The sequence below is a fragment of the Niveispirillum sp. FG148 genome (assembly GCF_057809655.1).
Genome location: NZ_JBMDKJ010000032.1, coordinates 11,835 through 37,008 on the forward strand (window position 1 = coordinate 11,835; position 25,174 = coordinate 37,008).

Genomic DNA, 25,174 nt, shown 5'->3' on the forward strand with positions numbered 1-25,174 from the left:
CGTTGGTGAACACCGATAGTAGCGGGTGGTTTGTCCTTGAGCTGCAACGCCCCCAGCCTGGAACGGCAGGACGGAACCGCAGGTCAGGCGGCCGTCTGCTGCGCCCGCAGGCTTCCGGCCAAGGCATCGACATCCTGCAGGGCGCGCAGCATGTCGTTCAGGTGCGTACATCCCCTGGTCCCCGGCAGCGTGGCGGGAACCAGCTTGCGGAAGGTGGAAATCGTCTGTCCGATCAGATAACGGGCAGTGGCCGGTGCCGCCAGACAGCTCGTGAACGGCAGCACAGCCGCCTGCACATCGATGGACAGCAATATCAGCGTCTCCGGGTCGATGGTGGCCCGCAGACCATATTCATGGAACAGGATGCGCGTGTCCGTGCTGCCCCGCTTCACGGCACTGTCCTGAAACCAGGAATCCACATGCAGCAGGCCATCCTGCCGCCAGAGATCAAGGCGGCGGACCCGCCATTGGTTGGGACCGCGCACATCCGCCAGCCGGTGCCACCCCCATGGATCATCCCCTTCGAAGGCGATGGGAGCCACCGGATGGTTGGCCATATCCTCGTTGGTCCGCCCGTCAGCCGTCAGCGCCGGTGAGCCGGCCTGGAAACTGATGCAGACGCCCTCCACACTGCGGTCCATGGCAGGTGACTGACCCAGGGCCCTGTCGTAAAAGGCCGGACCACCCGGCTCCCAGTCATACCAGCCGGCGGGGGCCATGAACACGGCTCCCGCCATGTCATCCAGCAGCCGGTGCAGCCGCGTCGAGCCAGCACCTTCCTCCGGCATCGCCGCTGCCATCGCTCGGCGCATCTCGCCACCCGGCCGCAAGCCGACCAAGCCGGCCATGGCGTCGTGTCGCCGGTTCGCCTCGATCGAGAGAAGGCGGCGATCCGGCGACAGCGTTGACAAAAGCCGATCCTGCCCCAGTTGCTGCGGGGTCGCGGCCGCATCGTCCGTGAACAGGTCGCGGGCGATGCTGATCACCGTCATGGGGCCATCCAGTTCGTCCGGCCAGAAGGACTGTGTCGACACAGTGCGACGCAGGGAACCGGGGCGCCTTGGCGGCGGCGCCCCCAGTGTCTGGTTGTGAAGGGCCATCCCGACGGTTTCCCCTGCCATGGTCTGCCTCATCATGTCGCCGGTCGCTTCCTTGTGCTTTCCGCCCAATGCTCAGGCCCCCGGATAGTCGCGCGGCACGTCAAACTTGAACATGCGGGCGGCGTTGAGGCCGAGAACCTTACGGCGCGCCCGTTCATCCAGCGGCCCGAAGCTCCGCTCGATCGTCTCGGGGGAGTGGGGCCAGCAGCCTTCGTGATGTGGATAGTCGTTGGAGAACATCAGGTTGTTCTCAAGGCCATATTCCATGCAGAGCAGCATGGCCGACCGGTCCTCGCCCACCGACGCCGCCCCGGCCAGCCGGAAATAGTCGCTGGGCAGCGCCTTCAGCTTGGGATGCACCCACATATGGTGGGCGCGATAGCCTTCGTCCATGCGATCCAGCAGCCAGGGCAACCATCCGCCGCCTGCCTCCATGGTTGCAAAGCGCAGGCCGGGGAACCGTTCGATCACGCCGGATGCGCACAAGGCCACGACGGGCTCCAGCGTGGGGGCGATAGAATGGATGCAGTAATTGATGACAGCGCCGCCATTGCCACGTGCCGTGCGCGGGTCCTGCCCTGTGGAGACATGGAAGGCGATGGCCAGATTGGCGTCCTGGATCGCCGCCCACAGCGGATCGAAGAGCGGGAGATTGTAATTGATGTCACCGTACCGGGGCGGCCCGAAGATGGGCTTGTTCGGCAACATGATCACGTCATATCCCATCTTCGCCAACCGCTGCACTTCGGCAATGGCGAGATCGATATCAGCGGTGGAAAGCGCGCCAATCGGCTTTGACCTTGCCTTGAAATCTCGGCAGGTTTCCCAGGCCCAATCATTCCAGATCCGGCATTGCGCCATGACAAATTCCGGGTCCGACGACGCGAACATCAGCAATGCTGCCCCGTTGGGGAAGATAAGCTCGCCATCGACGCCGTCCTTGTCGAGGTCGGCCAGACGGTCGGTCATGGTCCGGGTCTCGTGGATCAGGTAGGCGCCCGCCTTGGTGCGCACCTCATCCTCGCCCATCACAGCGATCTCGGAGATCGGCGCCGGCGCGGCGCCCTCCTGAATGAGCCAACGGCGGCCGTCGCGGTTTTCAATACGCGGCAACCGGTCGACAAATCGCTTGTCGATGCGCTCTCGCATCAAGGTGGGCGGCGGGCTCATATGTGCGTCGATCGAGATGATGAAGTACTTGCCGCGCACGTCCTGGGGGCGCGGGCTTCTTTCCCATCCCGCCGAACCCGGCGTAACCAGTCGCCAATGGTTCTCTTTATTGACCTCGGCGAAATCGACAGCGACGTTCGACATGATCTTCCTCCCATCCTGACGATATCATTGGCACCGGGTCCGATCGGACGCGGGTGGTTGCGTCAAAGCTATGGCGCGACATCATGGGGAGGAATCTCGATTTCTTGCCCCATCGTTGAAGAAAATTGAACGGACGCCGCCATCTCCGCCCGTAGCCATCTGACAAAGGCCCGGGCCATCGACCTGGCATCCCACTCCCGCGCGACCAGACCAAAAGCCGTCGGCACGACGCAACCAATGTCGAACGGCCGCATCAGCAGGCCCTGGCGCAGATGGGCGTCGACAAGGCCGTTTGCCGCCAGCGCCACACCAAGACCATTCAGTGCCATTTGACAGAGCGTGACAGGACTGTCGGCGGCGTAGGCGGGTTCCGGCACCTCCGCCTCCAGGCCCGCCGCCAGGAATAACAGGGACCAGGCTTTGCTGGAGGGCACGATGTCGATCAGTGGAACGGTCAGCAAATCCCGAATCTGGCGCAGCTTGTACCGGCTGGCGAATGCCGGCGTGCAGACCGGCGTTACCAGCAGATCGAACAAAGGTTCAGCACCGTCACGGACAGCTGCCGGACTCATGGGAAGAATGGTGACATCGGTACCCGTCGCGCGCTTGCGCCCCAGGGTCAGCAGTTCGATCCGGACCTTCGGCCAATCCTTGCGGAAGTCATCAAGGCGCGGCAACAGCCATTGATCAAAAAAGAACGACGGGCCGGCGATACGCAGTACCGGCGAATGCACATCATCCCTTGCCGCGTGGGTCGCCGCCCGCAGGGCCTGCAACCCGGGCCTCAACCGCTCAAGATAGTCAGATCCGGCGGGAGACAGCTGCAACGCCCGCTTCCCGCGCACGAACAACTTGACCCCAAGTTCCTCCTCAAGCGCCTGGATACGGTGGCTGACCGCCGATATCGAAACATTGAGCCGTTCCGATGCCACCCGCAGGTTCAGCACCTCGGCCACGCACACGAATGCCTCTATCCCGCGCAGCGACGGAAGACGCCCGGTCATGCGAAACCTTCCCGGTCATGGCCACTCAGGTCATGGATGACACGGCACCCGGCAAGCGACAGTGCCGCCTTGGAACAAGGTGCCGGCATAACAAGGAAGAAATCGGGCCGCATGGCCATCACGGGAAAGGCTTCAGGAGAATGCCGATGATCACGCACCCCACCACGCTGGCCCAATTGCTGGCGATCGAAGCCATCAAGAGCGTCAAGGCTCGGTATTTTCGCGCCATGGATACCAAGGACTGGTCCCTTCTGGCGGATGTCTTCACCCATGATGCCCGATGCGATTATCGGGAAGCGTTCCAATACCCCGGAACCGCCACCCCCGCCGGTGGTAATGATGATGTGCTGAACGGTCGCGACAAAATCATCGCCTATATCCGGAAGGGCTTGACGCCGCTCATCTCCGTCCATCATGGGCATATGCCGGAAATCGAAATCCAGGCGGACGACACGGCCAGCGCCATCTGGCCGATGAATGACCTGTTGCGCTTCCATACCGGACCTTATCGTGAGATGCAGGGATATGGCCATTATCATGAGACCTATCGTCAGGAGGCCGGCCGCTGGCGGATCGCCACCTTGAAACTGACGCGCCTCCTGATCGAGATGACACCGGCCTGAAGTTCTCCGCTTCGAGCCAGACGGAAAGCGGGATCATCCCGTCTGGCCGCGCCCCCGCCCGATGATCCCCGTCGCCCCAGCCGCCAACCTCTCCTGGGCATCCGCTCCCATGTGCGAAAGCTGATGCGTATCGAAATGCGCATCGATGGCTGCGCGAAACCCCTGTATCTCGGCTGTCCGGTTGAGCGATCGTTTCATCAGTCTCAATGCGAAGGGGGAGGATTGGGCGATCCGCTCCGCCAGCGCCAGGGCCGCCGCAGCCAGATCTTCCTTGGGCACAACGCGGTTGACCATGCCCATGGCCAAGGCTTCGGTCGCACTCACCCGCCCGCCGCCATAAAGGAACTCCTTGGCGCGTCGCAGTCCCATGACCCAGGGATGGACAAGAACCTCACTCGCGGCGACAGCAGCCGTTGCGACCACAGGATCAGCGAAAAAGGCGTCCTCGGCCGCGACGATCAGATCGCACATGTTGGCGACCATGAAACCGCCGCCGACGCAGGCGCCCTGGACCTGGGCGATGACGGGCTTCGGCATATCCCATAACCGCAGGCAATAGTCGCGGTAACGCTGCGCTTCAAAGACATCCCGCGTTTCGGGCATACCCTGCGGACGCATCGTATCCAGGTCCTTCAGGTCGTGACCGGCACAGAAATGGTCGCCCGTGCCGGCGAGAATGACAACCCGCACGTCCGGATCGGCTGCTGCCTTTTCCAGCGCGCCATTCAAGGCATCCAGGAACGCGGCGCTCTGAGCGTTACGCCGCTCCGGCCGGTCATGCGACAGCCGGACGATGGGGCCAAAACGCTCCACAAGCAGTCCCACTTCGGTCATGCGTCCACCTCAGTTTAGGCCGTCGATAACTCCTGTGTGCTAGCCCGTTCCTGGAAGGCGCGCCAGCAAAGCTGCGGCCGGTCAATAGCCTATGCGACGCCAGACAATTCCGGAGCGCAGGCTTGGTGATATTAAGAACCCAGACAAAGACGGCAAGTCACCCATCCACGGGATGGGGCACGATAAGTCTACATGGAGGATGTCGTATGGACGGCGTGGCGAGCGCTGCGGACAGCAGCTATTGGATCAATTACGGCAAGGCGGAACCGGGCAGCAAGCTGATCGATCCTCCGACACTGGACAAGATCGTCGCGGCGGACGGCGAAACGCGCGACGTGCCCTTCCTGACCCCCGGCGACGTTCATCCCGAACCGCGGCTCATCCCCTATGACCGCTATTTCGACCCCAAATATGTCGCCCTGGAGGTTGAGCATATTTGGGACAAGGAATGGCAGATCGCCTGCCGGGAGGAAGACCTTCCGAATATCGGCGACCGCCTCAGCTACGATATCGTGAACAAGTCCTATCTGGTGGTGCGCACCGGAGAGACGCAGTTCCGCGCCTTCCACAATAGCTGCCCCCACCGTGCGCGCAAACTCTGCGACCATAAGGGCAGCGGCACCGGCATCCAGTGCGGCTTTCACGGCTGGATGTTCGGCCTGGACGGCAAGCTGGAATGGGTGCCGTTCGAGCAGGAATTTCCCCATGTGACGGCAAAGGACAGCAGCCTCAAGGAGATCAAGGTCGAGAGCTGGGGCGGCAACGTCTTCATTAACCCCGACCCCAATGCCGCACCGCTGAAGGAAGCGCTCGGGCCCCTGCTCAGCCATTTCGAGAAATGGCCGCAGGAGGACCGCTATACCGCGATGCGGGTTCTCGTGAAGGTCCGCTGCAACTGGAAAGCGGCCCAGGAAGCCTTCATGGAGGGCTACCATGTGGTGGAAACCCACGCCGACGGCATGCCGATGTTCGGTTCCGTGGCCACCCGCATCGACATCTGGAGCGAAGGCAAGGGCTATATCAGCCGGCTTTGCACCCCCGGCATGACCACAGATCCCTATGTTTCCCACAAGGTATCACCGCACCAGGGGCTGATCCTGTACTGCAACGCCCAGGAATTGCCGCTGCCCCCGGATAACCGCGGCCTGACGCCGGAGGATGCCCGCAAATACGCCGCCCAGGCCAAGCGTGACCAGCTTCAGAAACTGACAGGCCGCGACTACTCGAACGAGACGATCAGCTATATGATCGATATGGCCAAGTACTACATGTTCCCCAACCATCATCCCTGGTGGGGCGAGGGCTTGCCGTGGTGGTACAATTTCAAGCCGCTGGGCGACGATCCGAACCATTCCGAAATGGAGATCCGCGTCCTGTTGCCCATCCCGGCCGATGGCAAGCGTCCACCAGTGCCGGAGCCGATCCGCGTCGATTTCGACGAAAAGGCCGCAGACAACCCGCTGCTGGGCGCCACCGGTCACATTATCGACCAGGATCTGGCCAACATGAACGCCGTGCAACTCGGCTTCAAAGCGGCCCCGCCGGAACAGGCTTTCCTGACAACCTCTGTCTATCAGGAAGCCAAGATCCGGCGCTTCCATGAAATTTACGATGCGAAGCTCGGCCTGAACCTTTGAGGCAGACAGCGGCAGTAGGTGCACGACACGATGGCTTATGTTCCGGTCATTCCCGGTGACGACGCACCTGAGGGAAAGCTTGTGCCGATTGAGATTGATGGCCATGCGATCGTCATCTATCGCGAAAACGGAAACCTCTTCGCGATAGATGACCGTTGCAGCCATGCCGGCGCCAAGCTCTCAGGCGGCAAGGCGCGCAATGGTACGATCATGTGTCCGCTGCACGGCGCCCGCTTCAATCTGGCCACAGGCCATTGCTTAAGCAAGGTCCAGGGGTTCGCGCCGGTGGCTGTCCATAACATCCGCGAGCGGGATGGCATGATTGAGGTTCGCCTGAACGGTCGAAATATGGGTGCGGAACCCAGTTGACCTGTCTGCTTGCCTGTACCGGCAGCAGTCCTTTACCGCGCTCATCTTTACCTTGCACACATTTGTCGCCAAGTGATGCACTGGCTGTTGATCGGTTCAAACAGAGCCCTTTGCAAGGTGGAACACACAACAAATTATAAATACTTCGAACAATTCTGATGCCTCAGTGAGCATCAGAAGCCTCTACAGACGAAGAACCAGGAGAGGAAAGCAACATGACGAAGACCCTGACGCCCCGCCAGATCGTCGATCAGGCCTATGAAGCGCTACTGAAGAATGGGGATGTGGATGGTTTCCTCGCCCATTTCGACGAGAACTCGGTCTTGGTCGAGGCCCCATCCCTGCCCTATGGCGGAACCTTCAAGGGCCGGGATGCCATCAAGGCCGCCATCGGCGGCGTGTTCCAGTACTACAGCGCCTTGTCACTTACCACGGAGGTGATAACCGAGGGCGATGGCTGGGTGATCGCCTATGGCACCTTTTCCGCGACGACGGCGCAGACGGGCAAAACGGTGACCATGCCCCTGGCGGAAGTCTGGAAATTCAACGGTGACAAGGTCGCCCTGCTGCATCCGGTCTATAGCGACACTAAAGCGGTCGTCGACGCCCTCGCCTGACAGCGCACCATCGGGACACGAAAGCAGGAGATACCGTCATGATGAAGATCATTTACTTCCTGAAGCGCAAGCCGGACATCTCCCCGGCACAGTTCCGGGAGCATTATGAGAACAGCCATGTACTGCTGGCCAAGAAGTATATCGGTCATCTTCTGACCGATTACGTCCGGAACTACCCAACCTTCGCCTTGTTGAACCCCAGCGGCCTGAAGGATGGCACCCCACCAGTCCCCTATGACATCGGTTATGACTGCATCACGGAGATGTTCGTTCCCGGTCAGGAGGCCATTGCGGAGATGACCCGGATTTTCAATGATCCGGTCATCAACCCCATCCTTGTGGAAGATGAGCTCAAGTTCCTTGATCGTGACGCCACCGTCATGATCATGGTTGAAGAGGTCAATACCGGAACGAAGGCTGGATGATCAATGACCGCGCCTTCAGCCCCTCATGCCTATCGACCCGGCATCCGCGATACGGTCATGCACGCACTGGCGCGGGCCGTGGAGAGAAATCCTGATGGCGAGTTCCTGGTCGTTGATGGCGTTGGCATTACGTACCGACAAATCGACCATGATGCCAATGCCATGGCCCGGAAATTCCAGGATCTGGGCGTCAGCAAGGGTGACACTGTCGTCACCCTGTTCGACACCAGCCTGGATGTCTTCGTCTGCTGGTTCGCCGTCAACAAGCTGGGTGCCATCTGGGTTCCCATCAACACCGCCTATCGGGGTGAATTCCTGCGTCACCAGGTCAGTGATACCGGCGCCAGGTTGGCGGTCTGCGATCCCCACTATCTTGAACGTTTCGAGCATATCGCCGATCTTCTGCCCAATCTTCAACTGATCCTCTGTCGGTCGCAGGGGCCGTTTCCCATCTGCACCGTCCCCATTCATTCGCTGGACGAGTATCGGGGCACTGACGGGGCGCCGATGCCGATCGTGGTGCAGCCGTCGGATCTGGCGACGCTGATCTACACATCGGGAACGACGGGCCCATCAAAGGGCTGCATGATCAGCCATAATTTCATGTGTATGCAGGGACGTCAGCATCGGCGCCATGTTCCCCAATTGCCGGGAGAGACCGGGTGGACCTGCCTTCCCGTCTTCCATTCGGCAGCACTGATCTTCGTCCTTGGCGCCCTGGTGGAGGGATTGCGGGTGGCGGTGGCGTCGAAATTCTCGGTTACCCGTTTTTGGGACGAGATCGAAGCCGCCGGCGCCTCCAACACCCTGCTCATGGCCTCCATTTTCCCGCTCGTCGCCCACGCGCCCGATTGCGAAGCGGCGCAACGGTACCATGGCAGGCTGAAGATGGTCTTTGGTGTGCCGATCAGCCCCTCTGTCCGGCAAGCCTGGAAGGACCGCTTCGGCGTCAAGGTGGTGTCGAGCTGGTCTTACGGGCAGACCGAAGGGGTACGCCTCACCTCCGCCTATCCGGATGAAACCCCACCAGAAGAAAGCGCCGGCCGGCCGACGGACGAATATGAGATCATGATCGTCGATGCCGATGATCAGCCCGTGCCGGAGGGCACCGTTGGTGAGATCGTGTACCGGCCGCGCGAACCCAATGTCATGTTCGAAGGTTATTGGCGTCGGCCGGAGGACACGGCAAAGGTCTGGCGGAACATGTGGATGCATTCCGGCGATCTCGGCAAGATGATCGGCGGCTATCTCTACTTCTGCGACCGTGCCAAGGATTACCTTCGCTCACGGGGCGAGAACATCTCCAGCTTCGAGGTCGAGCGGACCTTCATGGGCCATCATGCCGTTGCTGAAGCGGCCGTCCACGCGGTGGGGGCACAGAACGGCGAGGACAGCATCAAGGTGACCGCTGTTCTGCGCGAGGGTGCGGTCTTGAACGAGAAAGAGCTCTGCCTTTGGTCGATCGAGAACCTGCCGTATTTCGCCGTACCCCGCTATTTTGAGTTCCGTCACGAACTGCCCAAAAACCCCACAGGGCGCGTCCTGAAATACCAATTGCGGGACGAAGGCGTCACGGCTTCGACCTGGGATCGGGACGCCGCCGGTATCGCGGTCCGCCGAAGCAACTGATCGGTCGGTCATCCGCTATTCGATAGATAAAGGAAGAACCAATGCGCGCATGGCTGATTGAAGCACAGACCGGGTCCAAGGATCTGAAGCTGGTCGAGAGGGACAAGCCCACGCCGCAGGGATCGGAGATCCTGGTGAAGATGACGGCACCGGGTGTCGTCCCGTTCGACGTGGCCGTCATCAACAATGAGAATGAGGCCAATTTCCCGCCGGCCTCCCTGCCGCTCGTCCCTGGCAACCAGGGGGCCGGCATTGTCGAGGATGCCGGCACGTCGAAGTTCAAGGTCGGCGACCGCGTGATGTTCGGCGCCTTTCTCTATGGCTTCATGCGCTCGGGAAGCTGGGCTGAATATTGCACCGTGCTGGCCGATCATGCCTGGGTGATCCCGGCCAGCGTGTCCGATGGCGCCGCCGCACAGGCGGCCGTCGCCTATCCGACGGCATATCGCGCCCTGATGGAGGCCGGCTTCGCGCCGGGCAAGACCGTGCTGGCCACGGGCATTGGCGGCTCCGTCGGCAACGCCGCTTATCAACTGGCCAGGGCGCTGGGCGCCGCCAAGGTCATCTCGACCACGGGATCGACGCAGAAGGCCGAACAGGCGGCCGACGCCGGTTTCGACAATGTGATCGACCTGTCTAAGCAGACGATGCAGGAAGGCGTGCATGCCCTCAATGGTGGCGAAGGCGTGGACATCGTCATCGACTCTATCGGTGGGCAGGTGCTGGCCGAAACGCTGAAATGCATCCGACGCTACAGCAAGGTCATCACCCTGGGTTTCGCGGCAGGCCGTCAATCGACGATCACGCTGGCAGATCTCATCCTGTACCGGGGCAGCGTTCAAGGATATGGCGTCTATACTTGCTCTCCGGAAGAATGGGCCGACGCCTGGACCGTGTTCACCTCGCTTGCCGATGCCGGCAAGGTCAAGCCCCTGTTTGACCGTAGCTTCCCGTTCGAGGAAGCGGCCGCCGCCCTGGAATATGTGGCCAAGGCCCGTCCGTTCGGTGGCGTGGCTCTCCATCTCTGAGTATTGAAAGTCAAAGCCCCTGAGTTGCTGATCCTTGCGGCTATCAGCAACTCAGGGGCTTTTTCACATCAATTCAAAATGCTAAGCGGATGGTCCTTCACTCGCGCCGCAAGGCTCGGCCGATGACGCTGGATGAAATCCGATCCCGCACCATTTCCGGCGCCCCGTTCAGGATATCGCTCATCAGCGCGCGCTTGAGGAACAGGTGGCAGTCGAACTCCCAGGTGAAGCCGATGCCGCCATGCATCTGCACACTGTCCTCGGTGATGGCATGAAAAGCGTCCGTTGCCAGCAAGCGGGCCTGTGCCGCCAGGTCGCTCCAGGCACCATCCCGCAGGGCATAGGCCTGGCTGGCATGGACGGCCAGCGCGCGCGCCAGTTCCAGGGAAACCTTGTGATCGGCGGCCCGATGCTTCAGCGCCTGGAACGATCCGATCGGGCGACCGAACTGCTGACGGGTGCCCATATAGGCGACCGTTTCATCCAGCGACCGACGGGCGGCACCTAAGCTGTCCCAGGCCGTCGCCAGATCCTTATGAGCACGGACCAGCGGAATGGCAACCTCACCGGTCACCTGAAGCTGCTCGCAGGGGGCGTCGTGGAGCTCCAGTTCCGCAAAGCTGCGGCTGCGATCCCAGGTCTCAACCGGCGTGGCCTTGACCCCATCGCGCCTCAGATCGACAATGCCGCAGACTTCATCAGCGACCGTCGGCAGCAGCAACAGGTGGGTGGCGGCCAGCCCGCCCTCCAGAAGCGGAAAAGTCGCCTCGATGCGGGCCCCGAGCGATCCGCATTCGGCAACCACGATACGGGCATCACCCTCTATCAACCTGTCGCGCAGGGCGGAACCGGTAACGCTGTCGTCAAGCACCAGGACATCCAGAGCGGCCAGAGTATCGGCCAGGGTGGCCGGCGCCAGGGCGCGACCCAGTTCCTCATAGATCGGCACCAACGCGGTGAAGCTCTGCCCAAGCCCTCCCCTTTCCTCTGGCGCTGTCAGCAGATGCCATCCCAGTTCCACCATGTCGCGGACAAGAGCACGGCCATCGGCCTTCCCCTCCCCCCAGGGCGCCCGACGGTCCACCTTGTCGGTCAGCAACCGGCGCGCGGCGTCTCGAAGTTCTTCCTGATCGATCGTATCCATAGCATCCACCCTGCTCATGCGAGCTTCTCCCGCGGCATCATCAGGACCCGTTCGGAGACGATGTTGCGCTGTATCTCGTTGCTGCCGCCAGCGATGTTGTATTGGTAGCTGTTCATGAAATCGAACATCCAGTTGCCTGTCTCATACCCAGCACCCAGCACGTACCGGGTGTCCCGCTGCGCGGCCATGCCGCGAAGCCGCAGGCCGAGCGCTGTGAAGTCCCGCGACAGGCGGGCATAGGCCAGCTTGATGATCGAGGCGTCGCCCACAGCCTCCCGCCCGGCCATCCGGTTGGCCATCAGCGTGGCGATCATCGCCCGCAACGCTTCGATCCGGGACGCGATATCGACGATACGGCGACGTACCTCGACATCCAGGCGGTCGATTTCGTGCCCGTTCGCCGTTGCCACCTCCACCAGCCGCCAGAGCGACAGGGCCAGCCGCTCTGTCAGTTCCACCAATGTCAGCCCGCGTTCCGATGACAAGGTGACCTGAGCCACCTTCCAACCCTCATTCTCCTCACCGACCCGGTTCTCAACGGGGATTTCGACCTCATCCAGGAAGATTTCGGCGAATTCCTCATCCCCGGTGATCTGCTTGATTGGTCGGGCCTGCACACCCTTGGACTTCATGTCCATCAGCAGGAAGGTGATGCCGACCTGCTTGGGGCCGCTGTTACCGGTGCGCACCAGCAGCAGGCACTGGTCGGCGAACTGCCCCAGCGTGGACCAGATTTTCTGTCCTGATACGATGTAGCGGTCGCCCTTGCGCTCCGCGCGGGTGCGCAGGGAGGCCAGATCGGAACCGGCATTGGGCTCCGAAAAGCCCTGGCACCAGATTTCGCCCTTCAGGATCGCCGGCAGGTGACGGGCACGCTGTTCAGGCGTGCCGCATTCCATCAACGTCATGGCCGCATGATAAAGCGAGACGAAGAACAAGCTCATACGGGGCGCATCGGCCCGCGCAATCTCTTCGAAAATCGCCACCTGCTCGGCCAGAGACCGGCCGCCGCCGGGCCATTCGGGTGCCCAATGCGGGGTGGCATAGCCACCTTTAACAAGCCGGGAGAGCCATTCGCGCTGAGAGGCGAGAAACCCGTCGATATTGTCGCCCGCCTGCTGCGTCCGCCAATCCTTCGGCACATTCTCGGCCAGCCATGCGCGCAGGTCTGTCCGCAAGTCGGTCACTTTCCGATCTTCACGCATTCCATGCCTCCCGCTGTTCAAGTGCCGGTGAAAACCGGTGTACGCTTATCGAAGAAGGCATCGACGGCCTCATGGTGATCGCGAGTTGCATGGCACAGGGCCTGGGCTGCAGCCGACGCTTCCAACACCGCCGACAGGCTCGCCATCCGGCCCTCGCGCATCAGGCGCTTGGTCATACGCACCGCGTGCGGCGGATTGGCGGCAATACGGCCTGCCAGGGCCCGCACCTCTGTCATCAACTCGCCTGTCGGCACGACGCGGGAGACAAGGCCACAGGCCAGGGCTTCCTGTGCATCCAGCATATCACCGGTGAAGGCCATCTCACTGGCCTTGGAATAGCCGACGATGCGCGGCAGCAGCCAGGCGCCGCCGTCGCCCGGCACGATGCCCAGCTTGACGAAGCTCTCGGCGAACTTGGCATTCTCCGACGCGATGCGGATGTCGCACATGCAGGCAAGGTCGCAACCCGCCCCGATGGCGGGGCCGTTGACCGCCGCGATCACTGGCACCTCGATCGCCTCGAACAGCAGCGGCAACCGCTGGATGCCATTGCGATAGTTGCGGCGGGTGTTGGCCGCCACCGGATCGTTCAGGCCGCCGCCGGTGCGCATGGCATTCAGATTGCCGCCGGTGGAGAAGGCGGTGCCGGCCCCCGTCAGGATCACAACCCGGACATTGAGGTCACGGTCCGCCGCCTCGATCGCGGCGCACAGGGCATCAATGGTCGGCTGATCCGAGATGGGGTTGCGCAATCCCGGCTGGTTGAGGGTCAGGGTGACGATGCCCCCCTCCTCCTCATGCAGAATAAGGTCGTTCATCGCGGGGGCATCCGGATGGCACCGTCGAGGCGGATGGTCTCGCCATTCAACATCGGATTCTCGATGATCTGGGTCGCCAGCATGGCGAATTCCTCCGGCCGGCCGAGACGGCGGGGATGCGGCACCGCAGAGGCCAGGGACGCCCGTGCCTCTTCCGACACGCGAGCCAGGATGGGTGTATCGAAGGTTCCCGGTGCGATGGTGCAGACGCGGATCTGCCGCCCGGCCAGATCGCGGGCCGCAACGATGGTCATGCCGACGATGCCCGCCTTGGCGGACGCATAGGGTATCTGGCCGATCTGCCCTTCGAAGGCGGCGACCGACGACGTCATGACCACCACCCCGCGCTCGCCACCCACCAGCTCGGCCTTGGCCATGCGGGCGGCCCCCAGACGCAGGACATTGAAGCTGCCCACCAGATTGACGCGGACCACCATCTCATATTGCTCCAGGGAGCCCGGATTACCCTCCTTGTCGACCACCCGGATCGGGCCGCCGCGGCCGGCGCAATGCACCACGGCCCGCAGGGGCCCCATTTCCTCCGCCGCGTCGAACACCGCGTTCATCTGGTCCGTGTTCGTCACATCGGCCGCGACAAAACGGGTGCCACCACCGATCTCCCCGGCCACGACCTCGCCATTGGACGCCGGCAGGTCGGCAATCACCACCTTGGCACCCTGCGCCACCAGCCGCTCGGCGGTGGCGCGGCCCAGTCCCGATGCGCCACCGGTGACAACAGCAACAATTCCTTGGACATTCATGATGTTATTCCCGTTCAGAGACGTTCGATGATCGTGGCATTGGCCTGACCGCCGGCTTCACACATGGTCTGCAGACCAAAGCGTCCGCCGCTCTCCTCCAGCCCATGAAGCAAGGCCGACATCAGGCGCGTGCCCGATGCACCCAGCGGGTGACCAAGGGCGATGGCGCCGCCACGCGGGTTGAGCCGGTCCGGATCGGCCTTGATGTCCTTCAGCCAAGCCAGGGGGACAGACGCGAAGGCTTCGTTGACCTCGAACTGATCGATATCGCCGACAGCCAGGCCCGCCTTGCGCAGTATCCGCTGCGTCGCGGGGATGGGGGCGGTCAACATCAGCAGCGGATCGTCGGCAATGACGTCAAAGGCCACGAAGCGCGCGCGCGGGCGCAATCCCAGATGGGTTGCCGTGGCCTCGGACATGATCAGCGCCGCCGATGCGCCGTCGGTAATCTGCGAGGAATTGCCGGCCGTGATGCTCCAGCGGATTTCCGGGAAGCGTTCCGACAATTGCTCATTCCGGAACGACACCTCCAGTTGGGCCAGACCTTCCGGCGTCGTTGTGGGCCGGATGGTTTCATCCTGGCTGACCAGGGCGGCAGGCGTCTGGATAGGGATGATTTCGCGGGCCAGCAGACCCGCTTGCCGGGCCTTGTCCGCCAGACGGTGCGAACGCGCCGAATAGGCATCCAGTTCTTCGCGGCTGATATTCCAACGCGCCGCGATCAGCTCGGCCGAGATACCCTGCCCGACCATGCCGGGATAGCGCTGTTCGAAGGCGACACCGTGCGGGTCCTTGCCCATCCGGGCACTGCCCATGGGCACGCGGCTCATGGATTCGATACCGCCAGCGATCACGACATCGTAGGCGCCGGCCCTGATACCCTGAGCCGCGAAATGGACCGCCTGCTGGCTGGACCCACAGCGCCGCTCCACCATCGTGCAGGGAACGTGCTGCGGATATCCGGCCGCCAGCCAGGCGGTGCGCCCGACAGGCACCGCCTGCTCGCCGGCCTGGCTGACGCAGCCCATGATCAGATCGTCGACGATGCCGGGATCAAGCTTGTTTCGCTCGACCAGCCCCACCAGCACCTGCATCAGCAGATCGGCCGGATGAACTTCGGAGAGCGCTCCGCCAGGCTTCCCGCGCCCCATCGGCGAGCGGACGATGTCAACGATAACAGGCGTGTTCTGCATGGAAGAGATCCTGATGGTCAAAATAGGGGAATTGCGGGATTGCCGGCGCTGGCACGGGTCAGGCCAACGTCTTCACGTCCTGCTGGTCATAGGGGCGGGGCAGTTGGCCGGCGCGGAACTTGTTGCCCCATGCGGGGTCGCCGATCATGGCGCGGCCCACCGCGACCAGATCGAACTCCTTGTTCGCAAACCGCTCCAGCAGCGGCGTATAGTCGATGGCGGCAACGTCGGACGTGCCCATGTCGTACATGCCCTGGCTGGCACCAATACCGCCCACCGCCACCGACATCTTGCCGGTCACCTGACGTGCCCATCCGGCCAGATTCATCGGTGAACCATCGAATGCGGCACGGTTATAGTAGCGCACGCTGGCGTCGAACACATCGACGCCGGCATCGGCCAGCGGCATCAGCACTTCGGCCAGTTCCGCCGGGTTGCCCGCCAGCGTCGCGCGGAAATCCTGCTGCTTCCACTGGGAAAACCGGAAGAAGATCGGCAGGTCATCGCCCACGGCCGCCCGTATCCGCCGCACAATCTCGGCGGGAAAGGCGCTGCGTCGCGTCCGGTCACCGCCCCAGCGGTCGGCGCGGCGGTTGGTCTGTTCCCACAGGAAATTGTCCAGCAGGTAACCGTGCCCGCCATGCAGGGCGATACCGTCGAACCCGACCGCGGCAGCATTGCGGGCACAGCGCACGAATGCCTCGATGACCTCTTCGATCTCGGTTTCGGTCATCGGCTCGCCGATCACGGGATCGGCCGGGATGCTCTGGGGATCAATGGAGGTCATGCCCAGCGGCCCCCAGATGCCCGACGGGCTGAGCGTTGGCGCCAACGGATAGGGGCCGGTCCCGCGCTTGCGCATGACACCTTGATGCCAAAGCTGTGGAATGATCCGCCCGCCGACGGCGTGAACCTCATCGACAACATGGCGCCAGCCAGCGAGCGGCGCCTCTCCGGCCAGGAAGGGAACGTTGCATTCCTGCAGACCGGCATCCCCAAGGGCGGACGGATGATCGACCGCTACCCCTTCCGTCAGGATCAGCCCGGCGCCACCTTCCGCGCGGCGGCGGTAATAGGTGGCGATACCGTCGTGGGGAACGCCGTCGGGACAGAAGCCCCGCGTCATCGGCGCCATGACGATCCGGTTTCTGATGGTCAGACCACGCAGGGTCAAGGGCTCGAACAGCAGTTCGCGTGACAAGCTGTTATCGTTCGTCATGATATCCGTTTCAGCCGGTCGAGTTTCGATGAGACGACGGCGCTAAACCACCTTCTGATTTGAATTTGCTCTATTTTGAGCAAGGCGCCAGTACTCCCGGCGGTCAGGCAATCGACCTTGCGATCAGGGGCAAGAACAAAGGGGAAAAGGGTCGCAAACGCCGCTGATCACCTCAGTTGACGCGCCGATCCAGCCCTTGCCAGAAAGGCTCCCGCAAGATGCGACGCAGGATCTTGTTGCCGGCGTTGCGCGGCAGGGCGTCGATGATCGTCAGTTGCTTCGGCACCTTGAAGCGGGCGATCCTGCCATCGGCCCAGGCCGCGACGGACGCCAGCGTTGGCGTGCAGCCGGGGCGTGGCACCACAACGGCCATCACCTCCTCACCCCATTTTGCGGACGGCACACCGATGATGGCGACATCTGCAATGTCGGGGTGCCCATAGAGGACGTTCTCAACCTCCGCCGGATAGACATTCTCGCCACCGGAGACGATCATGTCCTTGGCCCGGTCCAGCACATAGAGATAGCCATCCCCGTCCAGCCGGCCGATATCGCCGGTGCGCAACCAGCCGCCTTGCATCATGACCTCGGCATTGGCATCGGGCCGCCGCCAGTATCCCGGCATCACGGCCGCCGACCGCACCACGATCTCCCCGATCGCCTCCGGTGGCTGTAACGCACCACTGCTATCCATGATCGCCACCTCCGCACCGGGCATGGCGCGTCCGGCCGAGCGCAGACGGCTGGTCGCGCCTGACCTGTGGTCGTCCGGGTCCAGCGCCACCACACCGCCAGCGGCTTCGGTCATGCCGTACATCTGGACGAAGTCGCATTTGAACAGGGCCAGGGCGTCGCGCAACTGCCCCTCGGGGATGGGGGAGGCCCCATAGGTGATGACGCGCAAATGGCTGAAGCAGGTCACCGCCGCCCGGGGATGGTCCATCACCTGCTGCATGGCCGCCGGGGCCAGCAGCATATGGCTCGCCTTCTCCGTCTCGATCAACCGCAGAACCTGATCCGGATTGAATTCCCTGGTCAGTACCACCCGTGCCCCGGCATAGAAGCCGAACAGGGCATAGGCCGTGCCGGCGATATGGGCCACCGGCAGCACGCCCAGAACGGTGGATGCGGCGTCGGGAAACCAGGAAAGCCCGGCACGATATCCCGGGGCCCGCAGAGCCAGCAGATTGCGATGGGTGAGCATCGCCCCTTTGGGCCTGCCTGTCGTCCCGGATGTATAGACCTGGAAGATGACGTCGTCCGGGTCGGGCAGTGCCAGGGATGGCACCGCCGGCCCCGTCTCCACCGCCAGCAACTCCGCCGGCGGCAGGTTGTTGTCACTGGCCAGCCCGGCCGCTACTTCCGCGAACGCGTCATCTGTCAGCAGACGGACAGCGCCGGAATCCTGCAGGATGAAGGACCATTCATCCGCTGCCAGACGCCAGTTAAGCGGCACAAGCACAATCCCGAGCCGGGCCGCCGCGAAAAGCAGAACGAAATAAAGGTCGCTGTTCTTGCCCAGATAGGCAATGCGGTCGCCCCGCCCCAGCCCTTGCGCCGCGAAGCGACCAGCCAGCGCGGTGGCGGCCTGCAACAGCCCGGCATAGCTTGTGTCGCGCCCCTCGAAGCGCAGGGCGATGGCGTTGGGCTGCAGCGACGCATGGAAGGTCAGGACTTGCCACAGGCTGGTCAGCCGATCATGATCAATCCCGTCGCCATCGCCCATCGGCTTATCTCCCGCGCCAGACCGGTGTGCGCTTCTCGGCGAAGGCCGCGGCACCCTCACGCGCATCTTCCGACGCGAAGACGGGGGCGGTCAGCGTAAACTGGCGCTCGAACATCTCCGCTTCCGGCCATTCAAGGCTCTCATGCAGCACCTGCCGGCTGACTGCCACGGCCATGGGGCCGTTGCCGGCGATGATCCGCGCCATGGCGATGGCGGCCGTCAAAGCCTCCCCCGTGGGAACGATCCGGTTGACCAGGCCATGAGCCGCCAGGACCGAAACCGGCATGATCTCCCCGGTCAGCACCAGTTCCGACGCGATTTTGATCGGCAATTGCCGGGGAAGGCGCACCAATCCGCCGGCATTGGCCACCAGACCCCGTTTCACCTCGGTCAGGCCGAAGCGGGCCCCCTCCCCGGCGATGACGATATCGCAGGCCAGGGTGATCTCGAATCCACCGGCAAGGGCGAACCCTTCCACGGCCGCGATGAATGGCTTGGCCAGTTTCGCCTGGGTGACACCGGCAAAGCCGGTTCCCGGCAGACGGACCACTTCCTTGCGCAGGAAGGCTTTCAGATCCATGCCCGCGCAGAAATTGCCCCCGGCACCGGTGACGACGGCCACCCGGATGTCGTCATCCTCGTTAACGCGGCAGACCGCGTCATTAACGGCCAGGGCCGTCTCGCCATCAATGGCGTTGCGCGCTTCCGGACGGTTCACCGTGATGACGGCCACGCCGTCATTCAGTTCGAAATCTACTGCCATTTTGCATTTCCGGTTTGAAGTTCGTTCGGGATCAGAGGGAGCGCGCGATGAGCAGCTTCATGATTTCGCTGGTTCCGCCATAGATGCGATAGGCGCGCGCGTCCTTGTACATTTCGGCAATCGGGTATTCGAGCATGTAGCCGTACCCGCCGAACATCTGCAGGCACTCGTCGATTACGAAGGCCTGTGCCTCGGTCACGAACAGCTTCGCCATGGAAGCCGTCGCGGCATCCAGTTTTCCCTGCACCAGTTGTTCGGTACAGTGGTAGAGAAAGGTCTTTGCCACCGTTGCCTGCGTCTTGCATTCCGCCAGCTTGAACTGAGTATTCTGCATACTGAGCAGCGGCTTGCCGAAGACCTTACGTTCCTTGACATAGTCGATGGTTGCCTCCAGGGCGGCCTCCATCATGCCCATCGCCTGCCAGGCGATGACCAGCCGCTCCTTGGGCAGCATCTCCATCAGCATCCGGAAGCCCTGGCCCTCAACCCCGCCCAGCAGGTTTTCAGCCGGCACGCGCATATCGGTGAAAAACAGTTCGGCGGTGTCCCGACCTTCCTGGCCCAGCTTGTCCAGCAAACGGCCCCGCTGGAAGCCTTCCGTCTTGTCCACCTCGATCACGAACAGGGAGATCCCGCGGGCGCCGGCGGTGGCGTCGGTCTTCGCCGCCACAACCACCAGCGAACAATGGCGGCCGTTGGAGATGAAGGTCTTCTGACCATTGATGACATAATGGTCGCCGTCGCGCCGCGCCGTCGTCTTCATGCCCTGCAGGTCGGAGCCGGCACCGGGCTCCGTCATGGCCACGGCCAGCAATGTTTTGCCACTGACCGCGCCCGGCAGCCAGCGTTGCTTTTGCTCTTCCGTGGCGTAATGGTAGATGTAGGGGGCGACAACCGTGGTGTGCAGCGGGATGGCGAAATTCAGCGCCTGCTTGACCCCCAGCCGTTCCATCAGGATGGCGTCATAGCGGAAGTCAGCGCCCGATCCACCATAGGCGGCAGGCACCGAAACGCCGAGCAGTCCGGCATCCCCCGCCAGCCGCCACGTCTCCAGATCGACCCAACCCTGTTCCCGCCACCGGGCACGGGCGGTCTTGCCGGCATGGGTATCGAGGAAGCGATCCGTCGCCTCCTGGAACATTCTCAGTTCCTCCTCGTCCATGAAGGCCGGGCGCGGCAGGTCAAGCGCAGACAAGTCAGGTACTCCCCATGAGATCGTTCGTCCCCATCGACTTTCGACCAGTGTTTTCAATTCTCAAAGGGCCAAGCCAGGCCGGTCAAAAGCCCATTCGGGTACAGACAATGCGTCTGACCCCGGTATTTTACGGCTGCCCTTGTCCCCAGCCGCATAGCGTCAGGACGCGCGCGGCAATCACCCAAGCCCTGATCGCCATTGCCGGCCGCAGACATTAAGATGACCGCAAAACAGCCGGGAGGAATCAGGTGCAATCAACGTCCGAAACCTATGATGTTATCGTCGCCGGGTCGGGATCGGCTGGCATGATGGCAGCCGTGCGGGCCAATGAACTGGGCCTGAAGGTGCTGGTGCTGGAAAAGGCCCACAAGATCGGCGGCACCTCCGCCACCTCCGGCGGCGTCATCTGGATCCCCAATCATGGCCTGGGGACCGCCGACAGCCGGGAGGAAGCGCTGCGTTACATCAATAGCGTCGTCACCGGGCCGGTGCGCCAGGACCGGATCGAGGCCCTTGTAGACACGGGACCGCAGATGATCCGCTATCTTCAGGAAATTGGCATGAAGCCCCTCTTCATGCCCTGGCCGGATTATTTCCCGGAAAAGCCGGGCGCCCGTGCCGACCGCTCCGTCGTCTTCCCGCTTTTTGATGGTCGCCGCCTGGGCGATCTGTTTCCCCTGATCCGCGAGCAGTTCACCCGTTTCAAACTGATGAACCGCTATTCGATGGATTTCTATGAGGCCAATACCATCTCCACCCGTGGGCCTGGCTGGATCAGGACGGTGCTGCGGGTCATGGCGCGCTACTGGCTGGATTTCGGTACCCGCCGCCTGACACGGCGGGATCGCTGGTTCAGCCTGGGTGCCTCCCTGATCGGGCCGCTCGTTCAGCGGCTGGCCGAGCGCAAGGTCGACATCCGCCTGGGCACCGCCGTCAAGAAGCTCGTCTGGGAAGACGGACGGGTGACGGGCGTGCAGGCCCAACGGTTCGGGCGTACCGAGACAATCCATGCCCGGCACGGCGTTATTGTCTGCGCCGGTGGCTTCGAATGGAACCAGGCGCTGCGGGAGCGCTTTTTCACCGTCCCCGGCAATACAAGGTTGAGCAGCACGCCGGAGGAAGCCAATCGCGGCGAGGTGTTGGAAGCGGGTATGGCCATCGGGGCCGCCACCGAGTTCACGGAAACCGGCTGGTGGGTTCCGACCATGTCGGTCCCGCTACCCACCGCCTCGAATTTTGAGGAGATTCACCAGGCTGTCTTCGATGTCGGACGCCCCCACAGCGTTTGCGTCAACCGCAACGGCGACCGTTTCGTCGACGAAGCCTGCGGCTATGACCGGTTCGGCAATGCCATGATGGAAGATCAGGTGAAGACCGGGGCCAACACCCCTTGCTGGCTCGTCTTCGACGCCACCTTCCGCTACAAGTTCCCCGCTGGCGGCATCATGCCGACCGCGATCATGCCGGATCGCAAGATCCCGGTCGACTGGTGGGACCATTATATCTTCAAAGCGGATACCATCGCCGAGTTGGCCCGCAAGATCGAAATCGCTCCCGCGAAGCTGGCGGCCGTCGTCAGCCGGATGAATGAATATGCCCAAACCGGCGTGGATACGGAATTCGGACGGGGCGGCAACATCTATGACCGCAATTTCGGCGACCTGAACCTGAAGCCCAATCCCTGCCTGGGTCCGATCGGCAAGGCGCCCTTCTATGCCATTCCCGTCGGCCTGGGCGACCTGGGCACGAAGGGCGGCCTGAAGGCGGATGCGAAGGGCCGCGTGCTTGATCAGGCCGGCAACGTGATCCCCGGCCTTTATGCGGCGGGCAATGCCTCCGGCTCTCCCTTCGGCAATGCCTATCCCGGTGCCGGCGGGACGATCGGTCCCGCCATGGTGTTCGGCTATATTGCGGCAAACGACATTGCCGCACAGGCCAAGAACCCACAGACCATCCGGTAAACAGCACTCTCTCTGCCGGTTCCCGTCTCCCAAGCCGTCAACGGCGGCGCCGGGGAGACGGGAGGTCTTTACAGCCCAACTACAATGTATAACCACCATCGACGATCAGCGTCTGGCCCGTGAGGTATCGCGCCCGGTCTGAAGCGAAGAAGGCGACGGCCTCGCCGATGTCATCGGCGGTCCCGAAATCCCGCAGGGGAATGGATTTGCGGAAGCCGGCCCAGAATTCCGGCGTGAACTTCTCCACCATGTAGCGTTCCCCCAGGCCGGCCGCCATGGCACCCGGTGCGACCGTATTGCAGCGGATTCCGTGGCGCCCCTCCTCCTTGGCCACCCCGCGTGACAATGTCTCGATGGCCGCTTTCGGAACGGCGGACAACGCGTCGCCGACAATGTACCGGGTATTGGCCATGGAGGTGACCGCCACGAAGTTCCCCTTCTTCTGCTGCCGGAAGACCGGAATCAAGGCGGCCAGGACGTGGGTGAAACCCAGAACCTCGGTCTCGATCACCCGGCGCCACTCGTCGCTAGTGATTTCGCTGATGTACGGTTGCTCAATGTCGCAGCCCGACGCGAAGATGGCGGTGCCGATCTGGCCGCATTGCTGTGAAACCATCTCCACCGCCGCCTTGACGGAGGCCGGGTCAGACACGTCGCATTCCACCGGGAAGCCCGCGCAGCCGGGAAGCAGTTCCCGCGCCAGATCGGCCGCCCTGTCGCGTGCACGGCGATATCCAATGGCGACCGTCTGCCAGTCTCGCCCCAAGGCGCGGACGCAGCCAGCCCCCAGACCGCCGGTTCCGCCAAAAACAATAGCCACGTCACCCATGGTACGACCTTTCCTGTCAGGTGCGGATGGTGCAACCGCCATCGACAAACAACTCGCTGCCGGTGGTGAAGCTGGATGCATCGGAGGCCAGCCAGAGAGCGGCTTGCGCGACCTCCGAGGCTTTGCCCATCCGCCCCATCGGGTGAATCCGGGAAAAGACCGCATAGGCCTTTTCGCGCGGCAAGCCCGTTTCCGCCAGCACGCGATCCAGCATGTCCGTTTCCGTGCCCCCTGGAATGACCGAATTGACGCGGATAGGCAGGCCGGCGGCAGCGCATTCCAACGCCAGAACGCGGGTAAATGCGTTGAGTGCCGCCTTGGATACGCTATAGGCGGCAAAGCCGGGAACGACGCGCACACCAAATGCCGATGAGATGTTAATGATGCTGCCCGGCGCGCCACCTTGCTTCATCAACGGCAGGGCGGCACGACAGCCATGAAAGGCGCCGTCGAGATTGATCGACATATGCAGGCGCCAGTCATCCTCGCTGACCGCTTCGGTCGTCGCCGCCACCGTCACCCCCGCGCAATTCACCAGCACATTGAGCGCGCCCCATCGGGCGTCGATTGCCGCCATTGCCGCGTCCCACTGATCACGCCGGGTCACATCAATCGCAACCCCCATGGCCTCTGCGGGAAGGCTGGCGGCGACCGCTTCCGCTTCCGGCAAATTCCGGGCGGCAACAACCACCCTCGCCCCTTCCTGGGCGAACTGCGTGGCGATGGCACGCCCCATACCCTTCGCCGCACCGGTCACCAACGCGACCTTTCCTGCAAGCACCGACATCATTCCCCCTCCCTTTATTCATGCCGGATCGGCATTTGATGGACAGAATGCCGGTGCCAGCCGCCCTCCGATCTATGAAAATTGGCCCTTTGCGACCGGACGCATGAGGGAGTTCAGCCGGGGACAAGCCCCTCTCTTTGCCGGATGCCAGTCAAGGCGTATGGATCAGTGAACATCGACATGCGGGATACCATCCATGACCTCTCCCTATTCGACCTTGCGTCTGGAGATTGAGGACGGCATCGCCGAGATACACTTGGCCCGTCCGGATTTACTGAACCGCTTCGACATGCCCGCGCATAAGGAATTCGCCGCTGCGCTGCGGGCTGTCTGCGACATGAAGGGTGCTGTTCGGGTGCTGATCCTGGCGGCGGATGGCCGGGCCTTCTCGGCCGGCGGTGATTTCGACGAAATCCTTGAGGCGCACGCGCAATCATCCGTACGCGACGAAATGGTCACTTACGCAAGGGAAGTGTTCTACGGCATTGCCGGGATGGAAATCCCGGTGATTGCCGCCGTGCAGGGTGCTGCCATCGGTCTGGGCGCCACCATTGCCACCCTTTGCGACATCGTCGTCGCCTGGCGGGAGGCGAAGATCGCGGATACCCATGTGAATGTCGGCATTGTCGCCGGCGATGGCGGCATCGTCAGTTGGTCCCAATCCATCGGCGTCAACCGGGCCAAACGTTACCTGCTGACCGGCGACATCATGACCGGCGAGAAGGCCTATCAATATGGGCTGGTCACCGAACTGGTCGAGTTGCCGGCCAACGCGCTGCCCCGCGCCCGCGAGTTGGCGGCGAAGATCCGGGCCATGGCGCCGATGGGGGTCAACGGGACAAAGCGTGCCTTTGCGCGTATCACGGCCGCCCGTGCCGCCGAAGCCTTCGAATTCGGGCTGGCGCAGGAAATGGAGTCGATCGCCGCCCCGGAGCTGCCGGCCGTGATTGACGCTCTGCGCAAACGCTGAGGTGGAACCGGCCATCAAGAGCC

General features: G+C 62.8%; 24 protein-coding genes. 9 read left to right on the forward strand and 15 right to left on the reverse strand.

Annotated features, from left to right (window positions below; genetic code table 11):
* Window positions 1–83: 83 nt before the first annotated feature.
* From ACODTW_RS23695 to ACODTW_RS23705, 3 genes are all read right to left on the reverse strand, one after another.
* Complete coding sequence (locus tag ACODTW_RS23695) at window positions 84–1,136, reverse strand: DUF2889 domain-containing protein (protein WP_488948600.1); 1,053 nt, start codon at window positions 1,134–1,136, stop codon at window positions 84–86.
* A gap of 36 nt (window positions 1,137–1,172) precedes the next feature.
* Window positions 1,173–2,414, reverse strand: a complete 1,242-nt coding sequence (locus ACODTW_RS23700) for an amidohydrolase family protein (RefSeq protein ID WP_488948601.1) — start codon at window positions 2,412–2,414, stop codon at window positions 1,173–1,175.
* A gap of 68 nt (window positions 2,415–2,482) precedes the next feature.
* Window positions 2,483–3,418: a LysR substrate-binding domain-containing protein gene (locus ACODTW_RS23705; protein WP_488948602.1), complete on the reverse strand. Its 936-nt coding sequence runs from the start codon at window positions 3,416–3,418 to the stop codon at window positions 2,483–2,485.
* Window positions 3,419–3,564: 146 nt separating this feature from the next.
* On the opposite strand from ACODTW_RS23705, the gene ACODTW_RS23710 reads away from it, so the two are divergent.
* A complete protein-coding gene (locus ACODTW_RS23710) occupies window positions 3,565–4,041 on the forward strand; it encodes a nuclear transport factor 2 family protein (RefSeq protein WP_488948603.1) in 477 nt (158 codons plus the stop codon).
* A gap of 33 nt (window positions 4,042–4,074) precedes the next feature.
* On the opposite strand, the gene ACODTW_RS23715 is transcribed toward ACODTW_RS23710, so the two are convergent.
* Complete coding sequence (locus ACODTW_RS23715; protein WP_488948604.1) at window positions 4,075–4,875, reverse strand: enoyl-CoA hydratase; 801 nt, start codon at window positions 4,873–4,875, stop codon at window positions 4,075–4,077.
* 206 nt (window positions 4,876–5,081) lie between these two features.
* Between ACODTW_RS23715 and ACODTW_RS23720 the strand changes: the two genes are divergently transcribed.
* The 6 genes from ACODTW_RS23720 (at window position 5,082) to ACODTW_RS23745 (ending at window position 10,580) form a co-directional block, all read left to right on the forward strand.
* On the forward strand, window positions 5,082–6,512 hold the full coding sequence (locus ACODTW_RS23720; protein ID WP_488948605.1) for an aromatic ring-hydroxylating oxygenase subunit alpha: 1,431 nt from the start codon (window positions 5,082–5,084) through the stop codon (window positions 6,510–6,512).
* Between the two features lie 18 nt (window positions 6,513–6,530).
* Complete coding sequence (locus tag ACODTW_RS23725) at window positions 6,531–6,881, forward strand: Rieske (2Fe-2S) protein (protein WP_488948606.1); 351 nt, start codon at window positions 6,531–6,533, stop codon at window positions 6,879–6,881.
* A 215-nt stretch (window positions 6,882–7,096) separates the two neighbouring features.
* On the forward strand, window positions 7,097–7,498 hold the full coding sequence (locus ACODTW_RS23730) for a nuclear transport factor 2 family protein (RefSeq protein ID WP_488948607.1): 402 nt from the start codon (window positions 7,097–7,099) through the stop codon (window positions 7,496–7,498).
* A 38-nt stretch (window positions 7,499–7,536) separates the two neighbouring features.
* Entirely contained in the window at window positions 7,537–7,923 is a 387-nt protein-coding gene (locus ACODTW_RS23735; protein WP_488948608.1) for an EthD domain-containing protein, read from the forward strand.
* A 3-nt stretch (window positions 7,924–7,926) separates the two neighbouring features.
* Window positions 7,927–9,552 carry an AMP-binding protein gene (locus tag ACODTW_RS23740; RefSeq protein WP_488948609.1) on the forward strand — a complete coding sequence of 542 codons (1,626 nt, stop codon included), beginning with the start codon at window positions 7,927–7,929 and terminating at the stop codon, window positions 9,550–9,552.
* A gap of 41 nt (window positions 9,553–9,593) precedes the next feature.
* Window positions 9,594–10,580 (forward strand): quinone oxidoreductase family protein, encoded by a 987-nt coding sequence (locus ACODTW_RS23745; protein ID WP_488948610.1) that lies wholly within the window; start codon window positions 9,594–9,596, stop codon window positions 10,578–10,580.
* A 97-nt stretch (window positions 10,581–10,677) separates the two neighbouring features.
* Here ACODTW_RS23745 and ACODTW_RS23750 read toward each other — a convergent pair whose 3' ends face one another.
* The 9 genes from ACODTW_RS23750 to ACODTW_RS23790 all read right to left on the reverse strand — a co-directional run bounded on the left by ACODTW_RS23750 (window position 10,678) and on the right by ACODTW_RS23790 (window position 20,604).
* Entirely contained in the window at window positions 10,678–11,742 is a 1,065-nt protein-coding gene (locus tag ACODTW_RS23750) for an acyl-CoA dehydrogenase family protein (protein ID WP_488948611.1), read from the reverse strand.
* Window positions 11,739–12,929 (reverse strand): acyl-CoA dehydrogenase family protein, encoded by a 1,191-nt coding sequence (locus tag ACODTW_RS23755; RefSeq protein ID WP_488948612.1) that lies wholly within the window; start codon window positions 12,927–12,929, stop codon window positions 11,739–11,741. The genes ACODTW_RS23750 and ACODTW_RS23755 overlap by 4 nt, the downstream gene beginning before the upstream one ends.
* A 17-nt stretch (window positions 12,930–12,946) precedes the next feature.
* A complete protein-coding gene (locus ACODTW_RS23760) occupies window positions 12,947–13,747 on the reverse strand; it encodes a crotonase/enoyl-CoA hydratase family protein (RefSeq protein WP_488948613.1) in 801 nt (266 codons plus the stop codon).
* Window positions 13,744–14,508, reverse strand: a complete 765-nt coding sequence (locus tag ACODTW_RS23765) for an SDR family NAD(P)-dependent oxidoreductase (RefSeq protein ID WP_488948614.1) — start codon at window positions 14,506–14,508, stop codon at window positions 13,744–13,746. Before ACODTW_RS23765 ends, ACODTW_RS23760 begins: the two co-directional genes overlap by 4 nt.
* 14 nt (window positions 14,509–14,522) lie before the next feature.
* Window positions 14,523–15,701 (reverse strand): thiolase family protein, encoded by a 1,179-nt coding sequence (locus ACODTW_RS23770; protein ID WP_488948615.1) that lies wholly within the window; start codon window positions 15,699–15,701, stop codon window positions 14,523–14,525.
* 58 nt (window positions 15,702–15,759) lie between these two features.
* Entirely contained in the window at window positions 15,760–16,920 is a 1,161-nt protein-coding gene (locus ACODTW_RS23775; protein WP_488948616.1) for an NADH:flavin oxidoreductase, read from the reverse strand.
* A 172-nt stretch (window positions 16,921–17,092) separates the two neighbouring features.
* Complete coding sequence (locus tag ACODTW_RS23780) at window positions 17,093–18,646, reverse strand: AMP-binding protein (RefSeq protein WP_488948617.1); 1,554 nt, start codon at window positions 18,644–18,646, stop codon at window positions 17,093–17,095.
* A 4-nt stretch (window positions 18,647–18,650) separates the two neighbouring features.
* Window positions 18,651–19,409 (reverse strand): crotonase/enoyl-CoA hydratase family protein, encoded by a 759-nt coding sequence (locus tag ACODTW_RS23785; protein WP_488948618.1) that lies wholly within the window; start codon window positions 19,407–19,409, stop codon window positions 18,651–18,653.
* A 31-nt stretch (window positions 19,410–19,440) separates the two neighbouring features.
* Complete coding sequence (locus tag ACODTW_RS23790) at window positions 19,441–20,604, reverse strand: acyl-CoA dehydrogenase family protein (RefSeq protein WP_488948619.1); 1,164 nt, start codon at window positions 20,602–20,604, stop codon at window positions 19,441–19,443.
* A 248-nt stretch (window positions 20,605–20,852) separates the two neighbouring features.
* On the opposite strand from ACODTW_RS23790, the gene ACODTW_RS23795 reads away from it, so the two are divergent.
* The gene (locus tag ACODTW_RS23795; protein WP_488948620.1) at window positions 20,853–22,565 is read left to right on the forward strand and encodes an FAD-dependent oxidoreductase; all 1,713 of its coding nucleotides are present in this window, start codon (window positions 20,853–20,855) and stop codon (window positions 22,563–22,565) included.
* Between the two features lie 79 nt (window positions 22,566–22,644).
* On the opposite strand, the gene ACODTW_RS23800 is transcribed toward ACODTW_RS23795, so the two are convergent.
* Both ACODTW_RS23800 and ACODTW_RS23805 read right to left on the reverse strand, forming a co-directional pair.
* Window positions 22,645–23,394: an SDR family NAD(P)-dependent oxidoreductase gene (locus tag ACODTW_RS23800; protein WP_488948621.1), complete on the reverse strand. Its 750-nt coding sequence runs from the start codon at window positions 23,392–23,394 to the stop codon at window positions 22,645–22,647.
* Between the two features lie 16 nt (window positions 23,395–23,410).
* Window positions 23,411–24,184, reverse strand: coding sequence for an SDR family NAD(P)-dependent oxidoreductase (locus ACODTW_RS23805; protein WP_488948622.1), 774 nt, complete (start codon window positions 24,182–24,184; stop codon window positions 23,411–23,413).
* Window positions 24,185–24,377: 193 nt separating this feature from the next.
* On the opposite strand from ACODTW_RS23805, the gene ACODTW_RS23810 reads away from it, so the two are divergent.
* The gene (locus ACODTW_RS23810) at window positions 24,378–25,151 is read left to right on the forward strand and encodes an enoyl-CoA hydratase/isomerase family protein (RefSeq protein ID WP_488948623.1); all 774 of its coding nucleotides are present in this window, start codon (window positions 24,378–24,380) and stop codon (window positions 25,149–25,151) included.
* Window positions 25,152–25,174 lie beyond the last annotated feature (23 nt).

Excerpts from the sequence above, each read along its gene's own strand:
- ACODTW_RS23695 (WP_488948600.1), bottom strand. The coding sequence starts at position 1,136 with ATGATGAGGCAGACCATGGCAGGGGAAACCGTCGGGATGGCCCTTCAC.
- ACODTW_RS23700 (WP_488948601.1), bottom strand. The coding sequence starts at position 2,414 with ATGTCGAACGTCGCTGTCGATTTCGCCGAGGTCAATAAAGAGAACCAT.
- ACODTW_RS23705 (WP_488948602.1), bottom strand. The coding sequence starts at position 3,418 with ATGACCGGGCGTCTTCCGTCGCTGCGCGGGATAGAGGCATTCGTGTGC.
- ACODTW_RS23710 (WP_488948603.1), top strand. The coding sequence starts at position 3,565 with ATGATCACGCACCCCACCACGCTGGCCCAATTGCTGGCGATCGAAGCC.
- ACODTW_RS23715 (WP_488948604.1), bottom strand. The coding sequence starts at position 4,875 with ATGACCGAAGTGGGACTGCTTGTGGAGCGTTTTGGCCCCATCGTCCGG.
- ACODTW_RS23720 (WP_488948605.1), top strand. The coding sequence starts at position 5,082 with ATGGACGGCGTGGCGAGCGCTGCGGACAGCAGCTATTGGATCAATTAC.
- ACODTW_RS23730 (WP_488948607.1), top strand. The coding sequence starts at position 7,097 with ATGACGAAGACCCTGACGCCCCGCCAGATCGTCGATCAGGCCTATGAA.
- ACODTW_RS23735 (WP_488948608.1), top strand. The coding sequence starts at position 7,537 with ATGATGAAGATCATTTACTTCCTGAAGCGCAAGCCGGACATCTCCCCG.
- ACODTW_RS23740 (WP_488948609.1), top strand. The coding sequence starts at position 7,927 with ATGACCGCGCCTTCAGCCCCTCATGCCTATCGACCCGGCATCCGCGAT.
- ACODTW_RS23745 (WP_488948610.1), top strand. The coding sequence starts at position 9,594 with ATGCGCGCATGGCTGATTGAAGCACAGACCGGGTCCAAGGATCTGAAG.
- ACODTW_RS23750 (WP_488948611.1), bottom strand. The coding sequence starts at position 11,742 with ATGAGCAGGGTGGATGCTATGGATACGATCGATCAGGAAGAACTTCGA.
- ACODTW_RS23755 (WP_488948612.1), bottom strand. The coding sequence starts at position 12,929 with ATGCGTGAAGATCGGAAAGTGACCGACTTGCGGACAGACCTGCGCGCA.
- ACODTW_RS23760 (WP_488948613.1), bottom strand. The coding sequence starts at position 13,747 with ATGAACGACCTTATTCTGCATGAGGAGGAGGGGGGCATCGTCACCCTG.
- ACODTW_RS23765 (WP_488948614.1), bottom strand. The coding sequence starts at position 14,508 with ATGAATGTCCAAGGAATTGTTGCTGTTGTCACCGGTGGCGCATCGGGA.
- ACODTW_RS23770 (WP_488948615.1), bottom strand. The coding sequence starts at position 15,701 with ATGCAGAACACGCCTGTTATCGTTGACATCGTCCGCTCGCCGATGGGG.
- ACODTW_RS23775 (WP_488948616.1), bottom strand. The coding sequence starts at position 16,920 with ATGACGAACGATAACAGCTTGTCACGCGAACTGCTGTTCGAGCCCTTG.
- ACODTW_RS23780 (WP_488948617.1), bottom strand. The coding sequence starts at position 18,646 with ATGGGCGATGGCGACGGGATTGATCATGATCGGCTGACCAGCCTGTGG.
- ACODTW_RS23785 (WP_488948618.1), bottom strand. The coding sequence starts at position 19,409 with ATGGCAGTAGATTTCGAACTGAATGACGGCGTGGCCGTCATCACGGTG.
- ACODTW_RS23800 (WP_488948621.1), bottom strand. The coding sequence starts at position 23,394 with ATGGGTGACGTGGCTATTGTTTTTGGCGGAACCGGCGGTCTGGGGGCT.
- ACODTW_RS23805 (WP_488948622.1), bottom strand. The coding sequence starts at position 24,184 with ATGATGTCGGTGCTTGCAGGAAAGGTCGCGTTGGTGACCGGTGCGGCG.
- ACODTW_RS23810 (WP_488948623.1), top strand. The coding sequence starts at position 24,378 with ATGACCTCTCCCTATTCGACCTTGCGTCTGGAGATTGAGGACGGCATC.